The organism is Limosilactobacillus mucosae DSM 13345 (genome assembly GCF_001436025.1).
Taxonomy (GTDB): Bacteria; Bacillota; Bacilli; order Lactobacillales; family Lactobacillaceae; genus Limosilactobacillus; species Limosilactobacillus mucosae.
In genome coordinates this window covers 67,073-87,531 of sequence record NZ_AZEQ01000011.1, presented here as the reverse complement: position 1 = coordinate 87,531, position 20,459 = coordinate 67,073, and the positions used below count along the sequence as shown (strand labels likewise).

Sequence of the window (20,459 nt, the reverse complement as noted above, 5' to 3'; positions counted from 1 at the left end):
GTTCGAGTCTCGTACGGACCGTATGATTGAACATGTTGCTGTTTCGGCAACATGTTTTTTTGTTGGCAAAGCTCGTGAGAAAACTTGGTACTTTAAGTCTTTGTCAAATCGTATTGGTGAAGATCAATTCCCTGCTTCAAAAATGAAGTGGAGAATTTTTTAGGAACGGATACAGTCAATGCGCCGCAATAGATTTTCAAAATTGCGGAAGCCACAACAGCTGTGTTTTAAGTTTTTGATTTTTCGATTGATGCCTTTCAGTAGCCCGTTGGAATAGTCGTATTTGGCATTGTTGGCGATATAATGGGCGGAGTGAAGGTTTGATCCATCGCGGTTTTGGTGTTCTCATAGGCAAAAATGGCACTGTTAAACTTGTCAACATTGCGCCGACTGAAGCCCCTGATAGGTTTCGTAAACCCACGTAAAGTCAGGATATTTGGGTGATTGCAATTATTGCAAATTCAGATTTCTAGGTAAAACAAAAGTGCAATGCATTGAACTGCATTGCACTTTTTCTATTCAGCTGGACGATAATCCTCATAGTAGTAAACGCTGCGCGGACTGTGATCCATGTATCCGGCGAGCGGTGCAAAGTCGGTACTGCTGGTCCAGTCATCAATGGCAACTGCATTTGTCCAAGTCGTTATCAAAATAGTTGCATTGGTTTGATCAGGACGTGAGAACATATAGCCAGTCGTCATTTTAGAATGGTCAGCACTATCAAGAGCAATTTTTGCCTGTTTGCGCAGCAGGTTCTTATCTTCAGTGCCGAGCTCAAATGATTCAAAATGAAGAATTCCTTTGAACTTGTCATTACCAACACTGTATAAAGTCTCTAAGGTAATTGGACTGTTAAAGATGGTTGGTTTACCTGATAGGTCAAATAGAGCCAGCTTGCTGTTGTCACCAGTTGCCTGCAGCAGCCGGAAGTCACGATCTGGGTGCTTTTTAATGATTTCAAGCAGAACTGGCATTGAGCCAAAAGTAAAACTAATTTGTGATAGCATGATTGTCTCCTCCTTATCTTAATTGTCTCAATTATACCGCTCATTAACATTAATTGGGAATAACGAGTTGGAAAGCGCAACTAATTAATCAATGATGCCCATTATATCAATAAATGTATCGTTCGCGATGGTAGTTTAATAATTGTTGATGAGCAAACCAGACGTCATTTTCAATTCCACTTACAAAAAGTCAAGAAAATTACTGACAGTGGTTCAAAATCATTCTAAAATAAGTTATAATTATTTATGGAGTGATCAAGGTTAAACATGTTTTTGATTTAAAGGAGGCCCAACAAATGGTTACACTATATACGTCTCCAAGTTGCACATCTTGCCGTAAGGCGCGGGCCTGGTTGAAGGAGCATGGCATTCCTTTCACCGAGCGCAACATTTTTTCTGAACCTCTGAGTATGGACGAGGTAAAAAACATTTTACGAATGACTGAAAACGGTACTGAAGACATCATTTCAAAACGTTCGAAAGCTTATCAAAGTTTAAACATTAATCTAGATGAGATGTCAATGACCGAGCTTTATGATTTGATTCGTAAAAATCCAGGCCTGTTAAGACGACCAATCATTATGGATGATAAAAGATTGCAGATTGGATATAACGAAGATGAGATTCGTCGGTTCCTGCCACGTGAAGTCCGAGCATTGGAGCTGGCTGAAGCACGTCGAAAAGCAAACTTGAACTAAAGGGGTGGCGATTTTTCGTCGCCTTTATTTTTTTATCGAACTGTTATCGGAAAAAGAATGCTATAATGAAAACTAGACGTTTAATATCGTTCGGCTTTTTAAGCTTGAATCAAAGCCGGAGCGACCGTATGAAAAATTAGCGAATCAAAGGGGGCGCGATGCATATGGAAATGAAACGCATTAACGAAAATACGATTCGCGTGCTGCTCAATAATGAAGATCTAAATGAGCGCGGTATTACCGTACTTGATTTGCTGAATCATAATCAACAGATTGAAGACTTTTTTTACAGTATTTTAGAAGAAGTCGATGCTGATCATCAATTTCAGGATAATGATCTGGTTACGTTCCAAGTTCGTCCCCAACAAGATGGTTTAGAGCTTTATATTACCAAAACGGATCCTGCCAGCCTAAAAAAAGGTACGCCCGCTGGTCAGCCGCCATTGGATCAAGACCAGATTACCAACTTGATAAAAAAAGAGCTGGTTGGCAGAGATCGTCAGGAATCGCATCCAGATCATAATCAAGAAAATAATGTGTCCGCAGGTGATGAGCCAGAAGCTGCCATTGATAATCCAGACATTGAAAAAAACGTTTGTGTCTTAAGGATTGATGATTTTGAGGATCTGGTAGCCCTGGCTAAATCAGCACGTGACAACATCAATGCGGTATCCGATCTTTATCGTTATCGGAACAATGACTACCTGCTCTTGACGTTTATTGATGATGGCTCACTGTCAGCGAGTCAGTTGAAGGATCAGCTGGCTTTGGCATATGAGTATGGTCAAAAAACCAATCTGATGCCCGACGTCATTTTAGAACACGGTAAGCCATTAATGAAACAGGCTGCCCTAGAACTGGTGCGAACGTATTTTGAATAGTTAAATTGAAAAGCTGAGTCATTGGACATTTCAATGACTCAGCTTTTTTAATAACAATTACAGTTTTTTGGCATATAGCAAAGTGGAGGTGTAATTATGCAGACCGCTTTGTGGAATGGTCAACCGGTTTGGGCCCAAACTGAAGCTAAAAAAGCGCAGCGAACGTATCGGTGTCCGGACTGTGGTCAAAAAGTTCATTTATGTCAGGGAACCGATCATCGTCCCTATTTTGCGCATTATGCCCAAAGCAGATGTGATGCCAATGAAACCGCTATTCATCAGTTGGGTAAGCAGCAGATTGGCAGGTGGCTGAATCAGCAAGGCTGGCCGAGCTATTCTGAGGTTTATTTACCGACAATCAAGCAGCGCCCAGACATATTGACCAAGATTAATGATCAGTGGGCAGCCATTGAGTTTCAGTGCAGTCCGCTTGGCTTGACGCGGCTGATTGAACGCAATCAAGGATACGAGCGGCTGGGAATTGCCTATCGCTGGTTTTTGGGTCCAACCTATGCGCATCGGCTGCAGCCGGGAAAAGCAGCTCAGTTTTTACAATGGCATCATCAGCAGCTGATCTTACCATTTTGGAATTTAAAACGACAGCAGCCTGACTATCAAAAAAGACGGCTTTTTGGCCCCAAATCGGGAAAAAGTCGTCAAGATGTCTGGCAGATTTTAATTTGGCAGACTCAGCAGCTGCAGCGACAGATTCGCTTGGCAACGCCGCGGCTTTGTGAATTAGCCAATCAGACCTATCTAATGGGTCACGGAGCAATCAGCACCTGTCCCTTGGTTGCTCATGATACGCATTTTCAATGGAGCTTGATGAATGAGACCCCATTAGAATGGCGCATATCGGTTATTTTAAGGCTTGAGCAGTGTGCCGCGCATCAATGTTGGAATTGGCCAGCCTGGTATGACTTTTTAAATCAAAGTGCCAATTGGCTTCCTTTGCCATGTCTGAGTGATCTTCAAGTCGAGCAGGTTCGTCATCGAAGCCTGGCCTGCTATACCCAAGAGCTGAATCTGGCTGGCGTGATCCGCTACCAGCAGCAGGTCGTTGAATTGATTCAGCCGCCGCGATGGTTCAGCAGCTATGAACGCAAGCTGGCCTACTTGGAAAAATTGGCAGCCAGCTAAAGAATCCGCAGCGTTGATTGATGATGCTTATCATTAAAGCTTTGCGCAAATTCTTCGGGAGTCTGCTGCAGGCAAAACTGATGATTACGGTATGATTCGATCAGCGATTCATAGTCAAAGTTGTTGATCATATATCCATAGACAGGCTGTTCGGAATCAAAAACGACTGCAGTGGCAGTTTGGGTAACGCCCATTTCATCAGCCATGTATTGATCCTTTTTGAATGCTTTGATTGCCAGTTCTGATTTACGATCTTCCCAAAACATGTCCAAATCAAGCTGCGCCTGTTGAGCAATCTTTTGGGCAAGGGCTTCTGAATAATCAGCTCCTTCATTGATCAGCGCAGATTGCAGCCGCAACAGATAATGTCGGCCACGCTTGCGTCCTTGAAACAGTGCTGCTTTATAATCCAAGATAATCTGGTAAAGCGTAGCCGAAGTCTGCTGCCGAACATTGAGATCATGATCGTTGAGATGATAAAGCTTCATAGTCTGCTGAATCGTGTCCATATTAAACAGCGGAATAAATTGATAGTTGACTTTAGTGCGCAATTGCTGGTCAATGCGCAAAACATCCTGTTCGCAGCGAAAACAGCGCATGCCTAATGGATTAACAAAAAGATGAATTTCGAGCACAGCCGCTCCTCCTGTTCGTTGCAGAATTATCGGTTATTGAACAATGCTATTTTTACAAAGAATGAGCACGATGTAAAGCGATCTGTTTTGGATGAATTTACATAAAATAATTTGAAGCAATCATTTAGCTAATCAGTTACGATATCTGTGAAAATACTACACTTGTTTTTCAGTTGAACCAGGCAGTCTTTAGTTAAGTCATTACGAAACTATGATAAAATAAACAGAGATTGTCAAGGAAGTGGGATTGCAATGATTGAAGATTGGCAGCATTTTTTATTACCTTATCAACAAGCAGTCAATGAATTAAAAGTCAAGCTGCGGGGGATGCGTAAACAATTCCAAGATCAAGATCAGCATTCACCGATTGAATTCGTTACTGGCCGTGTTAAGCCGGTTGACAGTATTAAAGAAAAAATGGTGCGGCGGCATGTCCTGGAAGAACGCCTGGAGCAAGACATGCAAGATATTGCTGGCTTGCGAATCATGTGTCAGTTTGTCGAAGATATCTATCAAGTCGTTGACCTGCTGCGTCAGCGCAATGACATGACGATTCTAGAAGAGCGTGATTACGTAACCAACGTTAAGCCAAGCGGTTATCGATCTTATCATATCGTGATCGAGTATCCCGTTCAGCTGGTTACCGGTGAAAAAAAGGTTTTGGCTGAGATCCAGGTACGAACGCTGGCGATGAATTTCTGGGCGACGATTGAGCATTCATTAAACTACAAATATCAAGGTGCGTTTCCTAAAGAACTTTCTGATCGTCTGCAGCGGGCGGCAGAGGCTGCTTTTAAGCTGGATGAGGAGATGTCTGAGATCAGAGAAGAAATTCAAGAGGCACAGACGCTGTTTGGCCGCAAGCAAGCACCTGATGAACTGCTGAACTCATCGCTGGAAGATAAAAAAGGAGCGGATTAACCAATGCGGGTAGCCATTTTTAACTATGAATCGCCGGAGTCATTGCGCGTACGCAAACTGTTGCTGAATCGTCTGGAAGAGGAAACGGCAATTACCTATGATGATCAGCAGCCAGATGTCGTTATCACGATTGGCGGCGATGGCACGCTGATTTCGGCATTTCATCACTATGAGGATCGCTTGTCGACGATTCGTTTTGTTGGTATTCATACTGGACACCTGGGTTTTTATACCGATTGGCGTAATTTTGAGGTCGAGGATCTGGTCGAAAGTCTGCAAAACGACAGTGGTCAATCCGTCAGCTATCCATTGCTGGAAATGAGTGCTACTTATGATGATGGTGAGATTGAACGACGCGTGGCGCTGAATGAATCAACGCTGCGCAATATCGTCAAGACCATGGTTTGCGACGTATACATCAATAATCAGCTGTTTGAGCGTTTTCGCGGTGATGGACTGGTCATTTCAACACCGACTGGATCAACGGCCTATAATAAATCAGTTGGCGGCGCAATTTTGGATTCGCGCATTATCGGTTTCCAGCTGGGTGAGATGGCCTCGTTAAACAACCGGGTTTTTCGAACGCTGGGCTCGCCGGTCGTTTTTGGCTCAGATACCAAACTGACGCTGCGGCTGCCTGATGATTCCGGGACGGTGCTCAGCTGCGATCGCGATCAGATAATGATGGATTCGCAGTCGCATCGGTTGGTCGATGTGTCCTATCGCGTATCCGACAAAGTGATTCGTTTTGCCAAGTACCGGCATACCAACTTCTGGGACCGCGTTAAGGATTCGTTTATTGGAGGCATCCAATAATGGAGTTTTCCTGGGTCTATACCGGAGAAAAGCCGATCAAGCTGCGTTCGGCACTCAAACAGCAGGGCGTTACCAGTTCATTGATCAAAGCAGCCATCTTTCATGGTGGTCAGATGACGATCAATCATGAGGTGAAATGGGCCGTCGATCTGGTTGAGCCGGGTGACCGTTTTGCTATTGATCTGCCGCCAGAAGTACCTAATGATCATGTTCCGATCTGTTCCAAACCATTTGATATCGTTTATGAAGATCGGGATTTTTTGGTGATCAACAAAGCTGCCGGCGTGGCAACAGTACCGGCTCATAACGTTGCCGAACAAGACAGCTTGGTCAATCGCGTTAAATACTATTATCAAAAACAAGGCTATGAAAATCAGGTAACTCATGTCGCCACGCGTCTGGATAAAGACACCAGCGGCCTGGTGATCTTTCCTAAGCATCGTTTTGCTCATGCCGTCTTGGATAATCAGCTCAAGCGGCATTTAGTAAAAAAGGAATACGTTGCTTTAGTCAGTGGGCAGGTGGCAACCAGGCATGGCTATATCGATGCACCGATCCAGCGTGATCCAGAATCGTTTGTTCAGCGTCAAGTCGGTTCGGATGGTAAAGCGGCCGTTACCGAGTATTGGCTGAAATATCCGGGCTTGAATGCCTCGATCGTCAAGATTCGGTTGCATACCGGGCGTACTCACCAGATTCGCGTTCACTTCAGCTATCTTGGTCATCCGCTGTTGGGCGATGCCATGTATGGCGGACCAGACGTAATGGCTCGGCAGGCACTGCACTGTCAGTGGCTGAGCTTCTATAGCCCATTTTTAAACCGGCAGATTGAGCTAAAAGCACCAATTCCAAGCGACATGACTGCCGTAATTGAAAAAATGACGCAATAAAAAACGGGACGCTGATTAAGCACCCCGTTTATTTATTGAATTGTCAGCAGTTATTTAGGCCAGCGCTTGACACAGACTGGTTCTGGACAAGCCACGTCTTTTTGCAGCAGCGTCAGCAGGCCAGATTGAGCATCGCGTTTGTAAAGCGTCAGGTTATCGCTATTTTGATTTGAACCTACCAGGTAGGCGTCGTCATGGCTCAATTCAAAGTCGCGTGGAAAATCGCCTTCTGTATTGATGGATTGAACGTGGGCAACCGTAAAGTCTGGCTGGACGGCAAAAACTGCAATGGTATTTTCACCACGGTTGGAAGTGTAGACAAATCGACCATCAGCAGAAATGTGAATGGCTGCGGCTCCGTTATGAGCGGTCCAGTCAGCCGGAATGGTCTTGATGGTCTGCAGGTGAGTCAAGGAAGCGTCAGCAGCGTTGTAGCGCATTACGGCCAGCTTGCTGCTTAATTCACCCAGCACATAGACGATCTTGCCATTTGGATGGAAGACCAGGTGACGCGTACCAAAGCCGGGTTCGAACTGGTAGCGGGATGCAGCCGTGAGCTTGCCTTCATCGGATACGTCATAGACAACGACCAGATCCATTCCCAGGTCGCAGACGATAAGACGATTGTCCGGTGTTAAATCGATATAGTGAACGTGTGGCGCATCCTGTTCTGGTTGGGGGCCGGTTGCTCCTTGATGAACGACGGAATCAGTTTGGGTCAGCTTGCCATCAGCGGCAATCTTAAAGACCTTGAGTTCGCCGGTATGGTAATTGGCGGAGAACAACAAGTGACGCTGGTCATCAACGCCAATATAGGCAGGGGTAGGTCCCTTTTCCAATTTGGCATCGATCAGTTCAGCCTTGTCGCCGGACAGATCGTATGAAGCTACGCCGCCACGCTCACCATCCTGCTTTAAGGCGTACAGCCGCTTTTGTTCACCGTACTGCAGGTAGGCTGGCTTGCCGGAAGCAGCCACCAGGCGAACGTTGGTCAATTCTTCTTTTTCCGTGTCTAAGGTTACGCCGTAAATGCCACGGCTGGATTTACTGGTGTAGGTTCCAATTAAAAAGTCTTCAGTCAAAACGAAGCCCTCCTTTAAAAATGTACACCTATATAATAGCAGAAACTGTTCGCTTAGAATTGAGAAATTATGAGCAAATTGAAAGGATCATCAATGAAAAAAATCGTAATTAAGAAACAATGGGTCAATGAGCATCGACGGCTTTTTCGCTGCTCAGTCTGTCAGGCACCAATCAAGGGCGTTTTTGAAAACAGTCTGGTCTGCAAGCAGGGGCATGCCATTGATTTTAACAAGCATGGCTATCTTTATTTTTTGAATAATGGCAATGGTACCGACTATGATCGGGCGATGTTTGAAGCCAGACGCCGCATGCTGAGCGCAGGACTTTTCCTGCCAATGCTTAAACAGATCAATGCCGTGATGCCAGACCAGCCGCAGACGATTTTAGACGTTGGCACGGGTGAAGGAACGCCGCTTTTTCAATTAGAGACTTTGCGGAATCAAAATGATGCTGCCATTGGTTTTGACATTTCAAAGGCCGGCGTGCAATTAGCCACTCAGCTGCCAGGCAAGCTGTTCTTTTGCGTAGCGGATCTGCGCCGGCTGCCGTTTGCGGACGAGTCGTTTGATCAGGTGATGGAGCTTTTTTCACCATCTGATTATCAAGAATTCGATCGGATCCTCAAGCCAGGGGGGCAGCTTTTAAAAATCATTCCCAACGCCAACTACCTGATCGAGCTGCGTCACCTTTTATACGATCAAAACGATCAGCATGCTGCCTACGACAATACACCAGTAGTCGAGCGTTTTATGCAGCATTACCAGCAGGCCAGGATCGTACCGCTTCAATATCAGTTTGAGATTCCGCTGGGGCTGGCTGAGGATTTGGTAGAGATGTCGCCGCTGCATTGGGGCCGGAATGCGAAACAGCTTGATGAAAGCGATTTATCATCATTAAAACAAGTTACCGTTGACGTCAGCTTGTTAATCGGTAAAAAAATTTGATTAATTAATTGTTTTTTTTAAGTGATGGTAGTATATTATCTTATAGAAATCGTTTGACTGAGGACATCGATTTAATCGTTGGCATTGGTCAAAGAGTACTTCATTAAAGCAGCGTTTCGCCGTGCCCACACCGAGACCCTGCTTTTTTTATTGCCTTTTTTAGGAGAGAGAAGACTGACTATGACTAATCATATTGTGCTGTTTGAACCCTTGTTTCCAGCTAATACCGGCAATATTGCCAGAACCTGCGCCGGAACCGACACTGTTTTGCATTTGATCAAGCCCCTTGGTTTTTCAACGGATGACAAGCATATGAAGCGTGCCGGTCTGGATTACTGGGACAAGGTTAAGGTTGTCTATCATGAGGATCTGCTTGATTTTATGGCAACGGTGCCTAACCTTGACCAGCTGTATCTGGTTTCGAAGTTTGCCGAACGCGACTATACTGAAGTTGACTACCGTTTGCCTGGCGACCACTATTTTTTGTTTGGCAAGGAAACGACCGGCTTGCCGGAACCGTTTATGCGACGCTATCCGCAAAACTGTATTCGGATTCCGCAAGACGACAACAACATTCGTGCGCTTAACCTTTCCAACAGCGCGGCGATTGTTATTTATGAAGCGCTTCGTCAACAAGGATTTCCTAAATTAGCCCGTGTGCATCGCTATTCGGACGATAAGCTGAAATAATCGGTAAGGTAAAAGGAGGAATTGCATGGCCCGCAAAAACAATACGACCCGTCGCCGTTCTAATAAAACGGCTGCCAAGCGGCGATCAAGAAAACCAGCGCGTGACGAGCGAGCTATTCGCAGCTTAAGCGGCCTGGCCATCATTCTTTTAACGCTGACCGGTCTGTTTAAACTGGGAATTTTAGGTGCTGGCGTGCAGGATATTTTTAAGGTTTTGGTTGGTCAAAGCTATCCATTGTTAATGGCAATCGTAATCCTGTACAGTCTGGGACTGACGATCTATGCTCAATGGCCGCGCTTTAGAAAACGCTGGGTCTGGGGAATGCTGATTTTTTATCTGGGACTCTTATTGATGCTGCATGCGCGGATGTTTGATCAATTAGGCCGCCACAGCGATTTTTGGAATCAGACCTGGAGCAGCGTAACTGCGGCAGTCTTAAATGATGATTCCAGTATGCCGATTGGCGGCGGTATGTTGGGGGCAGCGTTATATTCTGGCAGCGGGTATCTGCTTGGCAGTACTGGAACCAAGGCAGCGGCTGTTTTGCTGATGATTATCGGCGTTGTGGTCTTTTTTGATCTGCCGGTGCAAAAGCTGCGTTTGGCGATTGCCCAAATGCTAAAGCAGCTTAAAGAACGCTTCCATCAATTAAATGCTGATCGGCAGGCTCGGCAAGCAGAGCGTCGGCAACGTCAGCCAAAAGAGCCAATGGCAGTGCCGAGCGATGAAAATGATCTGCCAACGCCGCATGCTGAACGGAAGCGTGAGCAGCAATCACGAGAACTGCCAGAATTTGAAATTGGTCAATCAGCGGCTGATAAAACCGCTGCACCTGATCAGCAAAGCCGCGCGCCCCGCATTACCGTAGCCAGCGAAAATGAGCGGCCAGCATCATTGAATGCCAAGGATCAGACCGATGTTGAACTGTCCTTGAATCGGGTTGAAGCCAAAGAGGATCAGGACTATCAATTCCCGCCGCTGGATCTTTTAACCAAAGTGAAGCCAACGGATCAAAGCGCTGATCTTGATTCGATTAAGTCCAATACGCAAAAACTGCAGGATACGTTAAAATCGTTTGGTGTCGATGCCACGGTTGAAAACGTGAACCTGGGACCTTCCGTAACTAAATATGAGCTGCGTCCAGCCGTAGGAGTTAAGGTCAGTCGGATTACGAATCTGGCTGATGACCTGGCCTTGGCGCTGGCTGCCAAGGATATTCGAATTGAAGCACCGATTCCTGGCAAGTCATTGATCGGGATTGAGGTGCCTAATCAGCAGATTGCCACGGTAGGCTTTCGTGATATGATCGAAGCTGCTCCCCATGATGATCGACCGCTTGACGTGCCGCTTGGTCGCACGGTTACTGGTCAGGTAATGACGGCTGATCTGACTAAGATGCCGCACTTGCTGATTGCCGGAGCAACCGGGAGCGGCAAGTCGGTTGCCATTAACGTGATCATCACCAGCATCCTGTTAAAGGCTAAGCCCAGTCAGGTCAAGATGCTGATGATTGATCCTAAGAAAGTAGAGCTAAGCGTGTATAACGGGATTCCGCATCTGCTCAGTCCAGTGGTTTCCGAACCGAAAAAAGCGGCTCGGGCATTAGGCAAGGTAGTTGGTGAAATGGAACGGCGCTATGAGCTGTTTGCTGCTTTAGGCGTCCGCAATCTGGATGGCTATAATCGAATGGTTGAAAAAGAAAATCAAAATCATACCGATCCGAATGAACAGCAGCCGACAATGCCATTGATTCTGGTAATCGTTGATGAATTGGCTGATTTGATGATGACTGTTTCTAAAGACGTTGAGGATGCCATCGTGCGAATTGCGCAAATGGGGCGGGCCGCCGGCATTCACATGATTTTGGCAACCCAGCGGCCCAGCGTTGATGTCATTACCGGCTTGATCAAGGCCAACGTTCCCTCGCGAATTGCATTTGCGGTCTCCAGTGGGGTCGATTCGCGAACGATTATTGACACCAATGGAGCTGAAAAGCTGCTTGGCCGGGGCGACATGCTGTTTGAGCCAATCGATCAAAACAAGCCGATTCGAATTCAAGGCGCCTTTATTTCTGATCATGACGTTGAGGCAGTCGTTGATTTCATCAAAAATGAGCGGCCAGCAGAGTATGATGATCAGATGATGGTTAGCGATGCTGAGATGCAGCAAGAAGAACAAAAAGAAGATGAAGATGAGCTGTTTGGCGAAGCGCTGCAGTTTGTTGCCCAAGAGCAAAAAGCTTCAACCTCGCTGATTCAGCGTCGTTTCCGCATTGGCTATAATCGAGCGGCGCGAATTATTGATGACATGGAGCAGCGTGGCTATATCGGTCCAGCTAATGGCTCTAAACCGCGTGAAGTCTATAAGAAACCAGACTTGCCGGCGCAATAGGGCTAAGCTGCTTAAAATTTAATCTAGCAAAAAAGAGGTTTTAGCTGTTTGGCCAAAACCTCTTTATATTTATACCGATCAGCTAGAAGCCGAGTGAAGCAACGGCCCCTAAAATCAAGGAGCCCAGCATTGCGATCAGCATCAGCCAAACGGCCACCATAGTAATTTTTTGGAATCGGGTCTTTTTCTTGCGTTGCATCGGTAACTAATCCCGCCTTTCAATTTATCCTTATCAGTTTACACATCTTAGCACTCAAATTCAAATCTGTTGTTGATCTGTGATAGAATGAGACTTGACTAAATTTTGCGGAGGCAGTTTGAATGATAAGACAACTGATCATGGAATTCATTATCTTGATTGGCTATGGTATGCTGGAACGGTTAACTATTAAGCTGTTTAAACTGCCCAAGCAGCGTAGTACCTGGCTTTGGGCCATGCTGCTGATGGTCTTGAGCTTTTGGAATCTGGGGTTTTATTGGTACTGCTACGTGTTGATTGTTTGGATGCTGCTGAGTATCGGCCTGATCTTTTTACAGCTGGCGGCCGCGCATCAGTTCATCTATCGACAGTATTGGCCGGCTTTTTGGCGCGTAACGCTGGTCGTATCAGTTGCAGCTTTCTTGGTTTCTTTAGCCGGATCATATCTGCCGGTCGTTTAGCAAAGAAGATATGTTTAGGGTTTCAAAGCCGTTGTCTCGCTTCATGGGACAGCGGCTTTTTTAGGCTGTACAAAATTATTAAAATCCATGGTGAGAAGTGGGGGATTGTGGTAGACTGTATCTGTAACATTGGTCCAAAAGGGGGGATTAGTATGTTCATGGGTGAATATGAACATACGATTGACGATAAGGGTCGTCTGATCATCCCCGCCAAATTTCGTTCGCAACTGGGAGACGGATTCGTCGTTACTCGTGGCTTGGATGGCTGTTTGACTGGTTATCCGCTGAGTGTCTGGCATGAATTGGAAACAAAATTAAAGTCGTTATCAATGACAAAACGCAATGCACGAGCTTTCGTGCGTTTTTTGTATGCTGCCGCGACCGAATGCCAGTTCGATAAGCAAGGACGGATCAATTTGCCAATAGCACTGCGACAGCATGCTGCTTTAAATAAACAGTGCACGATCGTTGGAGTATCAGAACATTTGGAAATCTGGGATACAGAACGCTGGCAGCGGTATATGGATGATACGGCTGCAGATTTTGATCAGATTGCCGAGGATCTTGACTTCGATCTGTAGCTTGTCAGAAAGGAGGTATATTAATGACTGAATTCAACCACGTTACGGTGCTGCTTAACGAAGCAGTGGCTGGTTTAAACATTAAGCCAACTGGCATTTACGTTGATGCAACGCTTGGTGGTGGCGGTCACAGTGAGGCAATCTTAAAACAGCTTACGACAGGACATCTGTACTCGTTTGATCAAGATCAGACTGCAATTGACTATAATCAGGAGCATCTTAAGCCGTACTTAAAGGCTGGCCAAGAAACCTTTATTAAGAACAATTTCCGCCATTTAAAATCGGCTTTGAATGCGCAGGGCGTAACGAAGATTGATGGCATCGTCTATGATCTTGGCGTTTCTTCGCCACAGTTTGACGATGCCAAGCGTGGTTTTAGCTATCAGCACGATGCATTGCTGGATATGCGCATGGATCAGAGCCAGTCGCTTTCAGCTATGGAAATCGTTAATGAATGGCCATATGAACGTCTGGTCAAGATTCTGCACCGCTATGGCGAAGAAAAGTTTGCCAAGCAGATCGCGCGGGCAATCGAACGACAGCGCAAACAGGCTCCGATTAAGACCACGCTTGAACTGGCTGAAGTCGTTAAAAATGCAATCCCAGCGGCAGCTCGGCGGCACGGCGGACATCCGGCCAAAAAGAGCTTTCAAGCGATTCGCATTGCGGTCAATGATGAGCTGGGCGCCTTGGAGGACTCATTGGAGCAGGCGTTTGAGATGCTTAACGTTGGTGGCCGCATCAGTGTGATTACCTTTCAGTCACTGGAAGATCGATTGGTCAAGACAATGTTTAAAGAACAGGCATCACTGCCAGAATTACCGCCAGGATTGCCAGTAGTTCCACCGGACATGGAACCCAGCTTTAAATTGGTAAATAAAAAGCCAATCCTGCCAAGCGATATGGAACTGCGCGACAACCATCGTTCACACAGTGCCAAACTGCGGATTATTGAAAAAACTAAGTAGAAATCAGTAAGGAACGTGTTTTATATGGCCTCAAATGCGGCAAGAAAATTAAATCAACCAACGCCTCAATTGACGCCGCGCCCTAATCAGCCGACGCCACAAGTAAAGTCTCATCAGCATCGCTTGCCGTTTTCGCCGTTTGAAAAGATTTTGATGATCTTTGGCGCTCTCATTGCATTTTCGATGATGATCATGGTCGTAACTACCCAGCTGTCAGTCGTTAAGCAGCAGCACCGTCTGCAGAATCTGCAAATGCAGGTAGCCAATGTTAAACAGCAAAATGTCAGCGATCAGCAGGAAGTTACTACGCTGACCAGTCAAGCGCGATTGGAGCAGATTGCGCAGAAATATGGCCTCACGGATGCGAATTCAAGCGTAAGGAACGTTAATAAGTAATGAAAAACCAACAACAACGAACGATTGGAAAGAATCAAAAAAATCGCAAAATGTTCGGTATCGCATTATTCCTAACATTTTTCTGTATTTTTGTTCTGTTTGTCGTTCGTTTTTTTGTCATTGCAACGACCAAGGATGTCCAAAATCGAAATTTACAGACGATGGCCAGTCGAATGTACACCTCGAAACGAATTATTGAGGCCAAAAGAGGTACGATCTATGACGCGCAGGGCAATGCACTGGCTCAGGATACCAAAACCTATACCGTAACAGCGGTCTTGAGTCATCAAAGTTTGACTGCCAAGGGAAAGCCTAATTACGTAACCAATAAGAAAAAAGCAGCTAAGGTCTTGGCTAAGTATCTGGATATCACGGAAAAAAAGGCCTTGTCGATCATGTCGCCAAAGCGCAAGAACGTTTACCAGGTTGAGTTCGGTCCGGCTGGCAGCGGTATTTCAGTCAGCACGATGAAAAAAATCAAGGCTCAGCACGTTACGGGACTGCAGTTTACGTCAACGCCTGCTCGTCAATATCCGGCCGGTGAATTTGCCAGTCAATTGATTGGTCTGGCTACTGCCAAGACCAATGACAAGACGGGTCAGACCAAGCTGGTTGGGCGACTGGGATTGGAAAGCTATTTCAATAAGAACCTGACCGGTATCAACGGCCTAAAGGAAATCAAGCAGGACGTCTATGGCTATCAGCTGGCTGACAGTCAGGTAAAGGGCCGCCCCGCCAAAGATGGTGCCGACGTCTATACGACTTTGGACAATCGAACGCAGCAGCAGCTTGAGACTTTAATTACCAAAGCTGAAAAAGAAACACAGGCCAGTTCGATGACTGCCGTGGTTATGGAGGCCAAGACCGGCAAGATCCTGGCAGCAACGCAGCGGCCTAATGTCAATTCATCAACCCCGGTCTGGCGCAATGCCTTGGTACAAGATACCTATGAGCCGGGATCAACGATGAAGGTTTTAGCACTGGCGGCGGCGATTGATTCTGGCAACTTTAACCCCGAGGCCGTGTACAAGTCGGGGACCTGGGAGCTTGGCGGCGGTAAGATCACTGACTGGAATACGGCTGGCTGGGGCAATATTACATATAAGGAAGGATTTTATCGTTCCAGTAACGTTGCCTTTGCCCACATTGAACAGGACATGGGATCAGCTACCTGGAAAAAGTACATCCAAAAGTTCGGTCTGCTGAAAAATGTTGGCGTCTACGGCATGAGCGGTGAGTCCAAAGGCTATACCAGCTATAAGGGGACGCTGGAACAGGCCAACACGGCATTTGGTCAGGGGATTACCGTCAACGTAATGCAGATGATGCAGGCTTTTTCAGCTATTGCCAATAATGGCACAATGGTCAAGCCCTACTTCATAAAAAAAATCGTAGCCAGTGATGGAAAGACGCTTGAAAAAACCAAACCGCAAACGATTGGTCATCCAGTCAGCCAGGCAACGGCAAAAAAGGTGCTCCATTATATGCAGGGCGTCATCTATAACAAGAATGGGACTGGTCAAGTATATAAGATCAGCGGCTATCGGATTGCTGGGAAGACTGGGACGGCCCAGATCGGCAGCTCGCATGGTTATGAAACCGGGAGCACCAACTATCTGTACTCTTTTGTCGGGATGGCACCAGCTAAAAATCCAAAATACGTCGTCTATATTACGATGAAACAGCCGCAGCACATTACCAAAGCCGCCGAGCAGTACATGGCCGAGGTAGTCAATCCAGTCACCAAGCAGCTTTTGGACCGGGCAGCGGCTAAGGATTCTAAGCACCAGGGCGTCGTCAAGCTGCCAAATGTTGTTGGATTGAGTGCGGCTGATGCGCAAAAAAAGCTGCAGAACAAGAAACTGAACGTGGTTGTTTTAGGAAATGGCAAAAAAGTCAAAAAGCAGTCGGCCACTAAAGGCAGCAGCGTGATTATCAATGAGCGCGTCTTTCTGCTGACGGGCGGGCAGGTTACGATGCCGGATATCTCTGGCTGGTCACAGGCCGATGTCAGCCGTTTTGCTCAGTTGCTAGGGCTTAAATTAAAATCGACTGGTGGTGGCTATGCCGTTTCACAAAGCATCAAGGCCAACACGGTCCTTAAAGAGGGAGATGCCTTGCAGGTCCGCTACAAGGCAAAATAAAATCATATGAGAATTGATTCTAGGAGGATATTATGAGTATATTAGTTGTCATTTTGACGCTGCTCAGCTCGTTTTTAATTACGTTCTTGCTGATGCCGTCTTTGATTCGCTATTTTCGGGCCAAAAAAGAAGGACAGCAGATTCGGGAAGAAGGTCCGACCTGGCATGCTAAAAAAGCCGGGACGCCGACAATGGGCGGGCTTTTGTTTATCATTGCCGCTTTGGTAACCTGCTTGTGGGTTGCAGTCTGGCAAGGAGTCTTAACCAATACGATGTGGGCTTTGCTGTTTGTTTTGGTGGTTTATGGATTGATTGGCATGTGGGATGACTCGATCAAAATCTTTAATCATCAAAATGAGGGCTTTAAGCCATGGCAAAAAGCACTTTGCCAAATTGTTGCTGCCATGATCTTTACGGTAATCTATCAGCATGAAGGCTTTCAAATGGGTTTTGGCAGCTCACAGATCGGTTGGTTTTATGGCTTGTTTATTATTTTCTGGATGGTTGGCTTCTCCAATGCCGTAAACCTGACTGATGGCTTGGATGGCTTGGTAACTGGCTGCGGTATCGTATCCTTTTTAGCTTACCTGTTCTTGGCAGTTATGCAGCGTCAATATGAGGTTGCTTTGTTCTGTCTGGCAATGGTGGGGGCTTTGGCCGGCTTTTTCCCTTATAATCACAAACCGGCTAAAATCTTCATGGGTGACATGGGTTCTTTGGCAATTGGGGGATCGTTGGCTGCCGTTGCGCTGCTTCTTCATCATGAATGGTCGCTTTTGTTTATTGGGATCATCTATGTTGCCGAGACCTTGAGCGTGATTCTGCAGGTAGCAGCCTTTAAGACAACCGGTCATCGAATCTTTCCGATGACGCCGATTCACCACAGTTTTGAAATGAAGGGCTGGAGTGAATGGAAGATTGATATCGTCTTTTGGAGCGTTACGCTGCTGTTTTCGATCCTGACGATTGGTACGATCATGCTGTTTGAATAGTCAGCTGGTTTTTAACGATAACTTTAAATATAAATCAGTATAAGTGGTCTATGATTATTTTTATGATTAAAGACTAGGTAAAATAATTTTTGCTTTTATAATTGATGAAAATACGAGGTGAATTTTCGTGCGACAAGTAACGAAGTATCAAGGCAAAAAGGCATTAGTATTGGGGTTTGGCATTAGTGGCATTAACGCTGCGCATCTGCTGGTCAAGCTGGGAGCCCAGGTGGTAGCCAATGATCAAAAGACGCCTGAGGATCCGGCGGTCGTAGCTGATCTTAAAGCAGACGGCATTGAGGTAATTACGGGTGAGAATCCTTTATGGCTGGCTGATGAGGACTTTGATGTCGTCATTAAAAATCCTGGAATCCCTTATGATGTGCCGCTGGTTCAAAAATTCATGGCCCAAAAAACGCCAATCATTACTGAAGCTGAACTGGCCAGCGAGATTTTTGCGGGTCATCTGATTGCAGTTACGGGCAGCAATGGAAAGACCACGACCACGACTTTGATTGAAAAAATGGTTGCCAAGAGCAATCTGCACCAGACCGCCTATGCAGGCAATATCGGCGTGTCATTCAGCAAGACTGCTGAAAAGATGGGAGCCGATGATACGATCGTCGCGGAGCTGTCCAGTTTTCAGCTGCTGGGCGCGCCAACGATTCATCCCCATATTGCCGTTATTACCAATATTTTTGCCAATCACCTCGACTATCACAAAAATCGGGAAAACTATATCAATGCCAAGCTCAACATTACGCGCAACCAAACCAAGGATGACTACCTGATCATCAACTGGGATCGTGATGAATGGCAGGCAGTTGCGCGACGCTCCAATGCAACGATTATTCCGTTCTCCCGGCTTAACAAGAGCCATGAGGGAGCCTATGAGCAAGATGGCATGATTTATTGGCGGGATGAAGCAATCATGGCAGCCAAGGATATTCGACTGATTGGACCGCAAAACGTTGAAAATGCACTGGCAGCAATTGCCGCGGCTAAGCTGAGCGGCGTTTCCAATGAGGATATCGTTGCCGTGTTGACGACTTTTTCTGGAGTGCGTCATCGCCTGCAGTACGTAATGGACTATCAAGGGCGGCGTTTTTACAATGATTCCAAGTCGACTGATATCGAAGCCACTGAAGTTGCACTGCAGGGCTTTGAGCAGCCGGTAATTCTGCTTGCAGGTGGCTTGGATCGTGGCTATACGTTTGAGCGTCTGGTACCATATTTCAAGAAACACGTTAAGGCAATTATTGTCTTTGGTGAATGCAAGCAGCAGATGAAGGATGCTGCTGAGCAGGCTGGCATTGCCAAAATCGTTGAAACCGAAAATGCCATTACGGCGGTTCCAGAAGCTTGGAAACTTAGCGAGCCTGGTGACGTCATCTTGCTTTCGCCAGCCAATGCCAGCTGGGATCAGTTCCCCAGCTTTGAAGTACGCGGCGACAAATTTATCAAGGCGGTTGAAGAATTGACTGGACAAAAGGAGCAGAACTAATGAGAATCATCGTATCCGGTGGCGGTACCGGTGGCCATATCTATCCAGCATTAGCGTTGATTGAGCGCTTAAAGCAAGTGGAGCCAGATACCCAGGTCCTTTATGTCGGGACTGATCGCGGTCTGGAAAACAAAATCGTTCCAGCAGCAGGACTTGAACTAAAGGTTTTGCATACGCAGGGCTTTAAGCGTTCATTGTCGCTAGAAAACTTTAAGACGGCTTATCTGTTTTTAAAAGCCGTTCATGATGCCAAAAAAATTATTAGGGAATTTAAGCCGGACGTGGTTTTAGGAACGGGTGGCTATGTCAGCGGCGCCGTTTTGTATGCGGCAGCCAAACTGCACGTACCAACGGTTATCCATGAACAAAACAGCGTTGTCGGTATTACCAATAAATTTTTGAGTCGTTACGTTGATGAGATTGCCATTGCCTTTGATGCTGCCAGAGATCAGTTCCCAGCAGCCAGGGTTACGATGTGCGGCAATCCACGTGCGCAGCAGGCAGCCGCTAATGCGAATTCCGATTTTTCTTGGACCAGCTACGGCTTAAGTGATGCCAAGCCGGTTCTGATGATCTTTGGGGGCAGCCAAGGAGCACCTAAGATCAATGCCAGTGTGGTCCAGGCCATTCCTGAATTCAGCAAGCGCGATTATCAGGTTGTTTTTGCCACGGGTCAAAAGCGCTATGATCAGGTTAAAGAGGCACTTAAAGACGTTAAGGTTGGATCAAACGTCAAGGTCGTTCCTTATATTGAGGATATGCCGGCTAAAATGCCTAAGGTTGCCTGCCTGGTCTCAAGAGCCGGTGCAACCACGATTGCTGAGATTACGGCACTGGGCATTCCAACGATTTTGATTCCAAGTCCTTACGTAACGGCCAACCACCAAGTCAAAAATGCCATGGCGCTGGTTAAAAACGGTGCCGCGGCCATGATTACCGAAGATCAGCTTGATGGCCGCTCACTGCTGGTTCAAGCTGATCGTCTAATGGAAGATCAGGCTGCCCGTGATCAGATGGCACAGGCCTCAAAAAAGATGGGCCGTCCAGATGCAGCTGATCGCTTGATTAAGATTCTGTACAAAGCGATTGCCGATCACCAAAAATAAAGGGGGAACAA

Annotated in this window: 22 protein-coding genes; 17 read left to right on the top strand and 5 right to left on the bottom strand. The window is 46.4% G+C overall.

All coding sequences use genetic code 11. The features are described from left to right. Positions 1 to 159 precede the first annotated feature (159 nt). Together FC47_RS10435 and FC47_RS06260 are read right to left on the bottom strand one after the other, a co-directional pair. The gene (locus tag FC47_RS10435; protein WP_081036750.1) at positions 160 to 300 is read right to left on the bottom strand and encodes a transposase; all 141 of its coding nucleotides are present in this window, start codon (positions 298 to 300) and stop codon (positions 160 to 162) included. A 215-nt stretch (positions 301 to 515) separates the two neighbouring features. Continuing rightward, on the bottom strand, positions 516 to 1,007 hold the full coding sequence (locus FC47_RS06260) for a hypothetical protein (RefSeq protein ID WP_052088691.1): 492 nt from the start codon (positions 1,005 to 1,007) through the stop codon (positions 516 to 518). Between the two features lie 296 nt (positions 1,008 to 1,303). Here FC47_RS06260 and spxA point away from each other — a divergent pair, with 296 nt between their 5' ends. The 3 genes from spxA to FC47_RS06245 all read left to right on the top strand — a co-directional run bounded on the left by spxA (position 1,304) and on the right by FC47_RS06245 (position 3,726). Further along, a complete protein-coding gene (spxA, locus tag FC47_RS06255) occupies positions 1,304 to 1,705 on the top strand; it encodes a transcriptional regulator SpxA (protein ID WP_033934933.1) in 402 nt (133 codons plus the stop codon). A gap of 164 nt (positions 1,706 to 1,869) precedes the next feature. Next, positions 1,870 to 2,586, top strand: coding sequence for an adaptor protein MecA (locus FC47_RS06250; RefSeq protein ID WP_081036749.1), 717 nt, complete (start codon positions 1,870 to 1,872; stop codon positions 2,584 to 2,586). Positions 2,587 to 2,682: 96 nt separating this feature from the next. Further along, a complete protein-coding gene (locus tag FC47_RS06245; RefSeq protein WP_056968414.1) occupies positions 2,683 to 3,726 on the top strand; it encodes a competence protein CoiA in 1,044 nt (347 codons plus the stop codon). Here the strand turns inward: FC47_RS06245 and FC47_RS06240 are convergent. Continuing rightward, on the bottom strand, positions 3,723 to 4,361 hold the full coding sequence (locus tag FC47_RS06240) for a DsbA family protein (protein ID WP_006499685.1): 639 nt from the start codon (positions 4,359 to 4,361) through the stop codon (positions 3,723 to 3,725). The genes FC47_RS06245 and FC47_RS06240 overlap by 4 nt on opposite strands. Positions 4,362 to 4,613: 252 nt before the next feature. Between FC47_RS06240 and yjbM the strand changes: the two genes are divergently transcribed. Genes yjbM through FC47_RS06225 form a run of 3 tightly spaced genes read left to right on the top strand, consistent with a single transcriptional unit; the run spans position 4,614 to position 6,988 of the window. Continuing rightward, positions 4,614 to 5,282, top strand: coding sequence for a GTP diphosphokinase (gene yjbM, locus FC47_RS06235; protein WP_006499686.1), 669 nt, complete (start codon positions 4,614 to 4,616; stop codon positions 5,280 to 5,282). A 3-nt stretch (positions 5,283 to 5,285) separates the two neighbouring features. Next, on the top strand, positions 5,286 to 6,098 hold the full coding sequence (locus tag FC47_RS06230; protein WP_056968413.1) for an NAD kinase: 813 nt from the start codon (positions 5,286 to 5,288) through the stop codon (positions 6,096 to 6,098). Then, positions 6,098 to 6,988: an RluA family pseudouridine synthase gene (locus FC47_RS06225; protein ID WP_056968412.1), complete on the top strand. Its 891-nt coding sequence runs from the start codon at positions 6,098 to 6,100 to the stop codon at positions 6,986 to 6,988. Before FC47_RS06230 ends, FC47_RS06225 begins: the two co-directional genes overlap by 1 nt. 50 nt (positions 6,989 to 7,038) lie before the next feature. Here the strand turns inward: FC47_RS06225 and FC47_RS06220 are convergent, their stop codons facing one another. Next, the gene (locus FC47_RS06220) at positions 7,039 to 8,070 is read right to left on the bottom strand and encodes a lactonase family protein (RefSeq protein WP_056968411.1); all 1,032 of its coding nucleotides are present in this window, start codon (positions 8,068 to 8,070) and stop codon (positions 7,039 to 7,041) included. Positions 8,071 to 8,163: 93 nt separating this feature from the next. On the opposite strand from FC47_RS06220, the gene FC47_RS06215 reads away from it, so the two are divergent. The 3 genes from FC47_RS06215 (at position 8,164) to FC47_RS06205 (ending at position 12,097) form a co-directional block, all read left to right on the top strand. Beyond that, a complete protein-coding gene (locus tag FC47_RS06215) occupies positions 8,164 to 9,015 on the top strand; it encodes a methyltransferase domain-containing protein (protein ID WP_039945611.1) in 852 nt (283 codons plus the stop codon). 180 nt (positions 9,016 to 9,195) lie between these two features. Then, the gene (locus FC47_RS06210; protein WP_006499691.1) at positions 9,196 to 9,705 is read left to right on the top strand and encodes a tRNA (cytidine(34)-2'-O)-methyltransferase; all 510 of its coding nucleotides are present in this window, start codon (positions 9,196 to 9,198) and stop codon (positions 9,703 to 9,705) included. Between the two features lie 25 nt (positions 9,706 to 9,730). Next, the gene (locus FC47_RS06205) at positions 9,731 to 12,097 is read left to right on the top strand and encodes an FtsK/SpoIIIE family DNA translocase (protein WP_056968410.1); all 2,367 of its coding nucleotides are present in this window, start codon (positions 9,731 to 9,733) and stop codon (positions 12,095 to 12,097) included. A gap of 82 nt (positions 12,098 to 12,179) precedes the next feature. Here FC47_RS06205 and FC47_RS10430 read toward each other — a convergent pair whose 3' ends face one another. Further along, entirely contained in the window at positions 12,180 to 12,296 is a 117-nt protein-coding gene (locus FC47_RS10430; protein WP_006499693.1) for a DUF4044 domain-containing protein, read from the bottom strand. 122 nt (positions 12,297 to 12,418) lie between these two features. Here FC47_RS10430 and FC47_RS06200 point away from each other — a divergent pair, with 122 nt between their 5' ends. From FC47_RS06200 to murG, 8 genes are all read left to right on the top strand, one after another. Continuing rightward, the gene (locus tag FC47_RS06200) at positions 12,419 to 12,757 is read left to right on the top strand and encodes a hypothetical protein (protein ID WP_056968409.1); all 339 of its coding nucleotides are present in this window, start codon (positions 12,419 to 12,421) and stop codon (positions 12,755 to 12,757) included. A 152-nt stretch (positions 12,758 to 12,909) separates the two neighbouring features. After that, complete coding sequence (gene mraZ, locus FC47_RS06195) at positions 12,910 to 13,338, top strand: division/cell wall cluster transcriptional repressor MraZ (protein WP_033934927.1); 429 nt, start codon at positions 12,910 to 12,912, stop codon at positions 13,336 to 13,338. Positions 13,339 to 13,361: 23 nt separating this feature from the next. Then, positions 13,362 to 14,306, top strand: coding sequence for a 16S rRNA (cytosine(1402)-N(4))-methyltransferase RsmH (gene rsmH / locus FC47_RS06190; RefSeq protein WP_006499696.1), 945 nt, complete (start codon positions 13,362 to 13,364; stop codon positions 14,304 to 14,306). Between the two features lie 24 nt (positions 14,307 to 14,330). Beyond that, positions 14,331 to 14,702: a cell division protein FtsL gene (gene ftsL2 / locus FC47_RS06185; protein WP_006499697.1), complete on the top strand. Its 372-nt coding sequence runs from the start codon at positions 14,331 to 14,333 to the stop codon at positions 14,700 to 14,702. Beyond that, positions 14,702 to 16,846 carry a penicillin-binding transpeptidase domain-containing protein gene (locus FC47_RS06180; protein WP_056968408.1) on the top strand — a complete coding sequence of 715 codons (2,145 nt, stop codon included), beginning with the start codon at positions 14,702 to 14,704 and terminating at the stop codon, positions 16,844 to 16,846. Before ftsL2 ends, FC47_RS06180 begins: the two co-directional genes overlap by 1 nt. A gap of 32 nt (positions 16,847 to 16,878) precedes the next feature. Continuing rightward, the gene (mraY, locus tag FC47_RS06175; protein ID WP_033934926.1) at positions 16,879 to 17,838 is read left to right on the top strand and encodes a phospho-N-acetylmuramoyl-pentapeptide-transferase; all 960 of its coding nucleotides are present in this window, start codon (positions 16,879 to 16,881) and stop codon (positions 17,836 to 17,838) included. Positions 17,839 to 17,965: 127 nt separating this feature from the next. Further along, on the top strand, positions 17,966 to 19,342 hold the full coding sequence (murD, locus tag FC47_RS06170) for a UDP-N-acetylmuramoyl-L-alanine--D-glutamate ligase (RefSeq protein ID WP_056968407.1): 1,377 nt from the start codon (positions 17,966 to 17,968) through the stop codon (positions 19,340 to 19,342). Next, a complete protein-coding gene (gene murG, locus FC47_RS06165; protein ID WP_056968406.1) occupies positions 19,342 to 20,448 on the top strand; it encodes an undecaprenyldiphospho-muramoylpentapeptide beta-N-acetylglucosaminyltransferase in 1,107 nt (368 codons plus the stop codon). Before murD ends, murG begins: the two co-directional genes overlap by 1 nt. The last annotated feature ends 11 nt before the right edge of the window (positions 20,449 to 20,459 follow it).

What these genes read in the sequence shown, in the direction of transcription:
- spxA (WP_033934933.1), top strand. Translation starts at nt 1,304, where the DNA reads ATGGTTACACTATATACGTCTCCAAGTTGCACATCTTGCCGTAAGGCG.
- FC47_RS06260 (WP_052088691.1), bottom strand. Translation starts at nt 1,007, where the DNA reads ATGCTATCACAAATTAGTTTTACTTTTGGCTCAATGCCAGTTCTGCTT.
- mraY (WP_033934926.1), top strand. Translation starts at nt 16,879, where the DNA reads ATGAGTATATTAGTTGTCATTTTGACGCTGCTCAGCTCGTTTTTAATT.
- FC47_RS06225 (WP_056968412.1), top strand. Translation starts at nt 6,098, where the DNA reads ATGGAGTTTTCCTGGGTCTATACCGGAGAAAAGCCGATCAAGCTGCGT.
- FC47_RS06200 (WP_056968409.1), top strand. Translation starts at nt 12,419, where the DNA reads ATGATAAGACAACTGATCATGGAATTCATTATCTTGATTGGCTATGGT.
- FC47_RS06250 (WP_081036749.1), top strand. Translation starts at nt 1,870, where the DNA reads ATGGAAATGAAACGCATTAACGAAAATACGATTCGCGTGCTGCTCAAT.
- FC47_RS10430 (WP_006499693.1), bottom strand. Translation starts at nt 12,296, where the DNA reads ATGCAACGCAAGAAAAAGACCCGATTCCAAAAAATTACTATGGTGGCC.
- FC47_RS06215 (WP_039945611.1), top strand. Translation starts at nt 8,164, where the DNA reads ATGAAAAAAATCGTAATTAAGAAACAATGGGTCAATGAGCATCGACGG.
- mraZ (WP_033934927.1), top strand. Translation starts at nt 12,910, where the DNA reads ATGTTCATGGGTGAATATGAACATACGATTGACGATAAGGGTCGTCTG.
- rsmH (WP_006499696.1), top strand. Translation starts at nt 13,362, where the DNA reads ATGACTGAATTCAACCACGTTACGGTGCTGCTTAACGAAGCAGTGGCT.
- yjbM (WP_006499686.1), top strand. Translation starts at nt 4,614, where the DNA reads ATGATTGAAGATTGGCAGCATTTTTTATTACCTTATCAACAAGCAGTC.
- murG (WP_056968406.1), top strand. Translation starts at nt 19,342, where the DNA reads ATGAGAATCATCGTATCCGGTGGCGGTACCGGTGGCCATATCTATCCA.
- FC47_RS06180 (WP_056968408.1), top strand. Translation starts at nt 14,702, where the DNA reads ATGAAAAACCAACAACAACGAACGATTGGAAAGAATCAAAAAAATCGC.
- ftsL2 (WP_006499697.1), top strand. Translation starts at nt 14,331, where the DNA reads ATGGCCTCAAATGCGGCAAGAAAATTAAATCAACCAACGCCTCAATTG.
- FC47_RS06210 (WP_006499691.1), top strand. Translation starts at nt 9,196, where the DNA reads ATGACTAATCATATTGTGCTGTTTGAACCCTTGTTTCCAGCTAATACC.
- FC47_RS06205 (WP_056968410.1), top strand. Translation starts at nt 9,731, where the DNA reads ATGGCCCGCAAAAACAATACGACCCGTCGCCGTTCTAATAAAACGGCT.
- FC47_RS06245 (WP_056968414.1), top strand. Translation starts at nt 2,683, where the DNA reads ATGCAGACCGCTTTGTGGAATGGTCAACCGGTTTGGGCCCAAACTGAA.
- FC47_RS06230 (WP_056968413.1), top strand. Translation starts at nt 5,286, where the DNA reads ATGCGGGTAGCCATTTTTAACTATGAATCGCCGGAGTCATTGCGCGTA.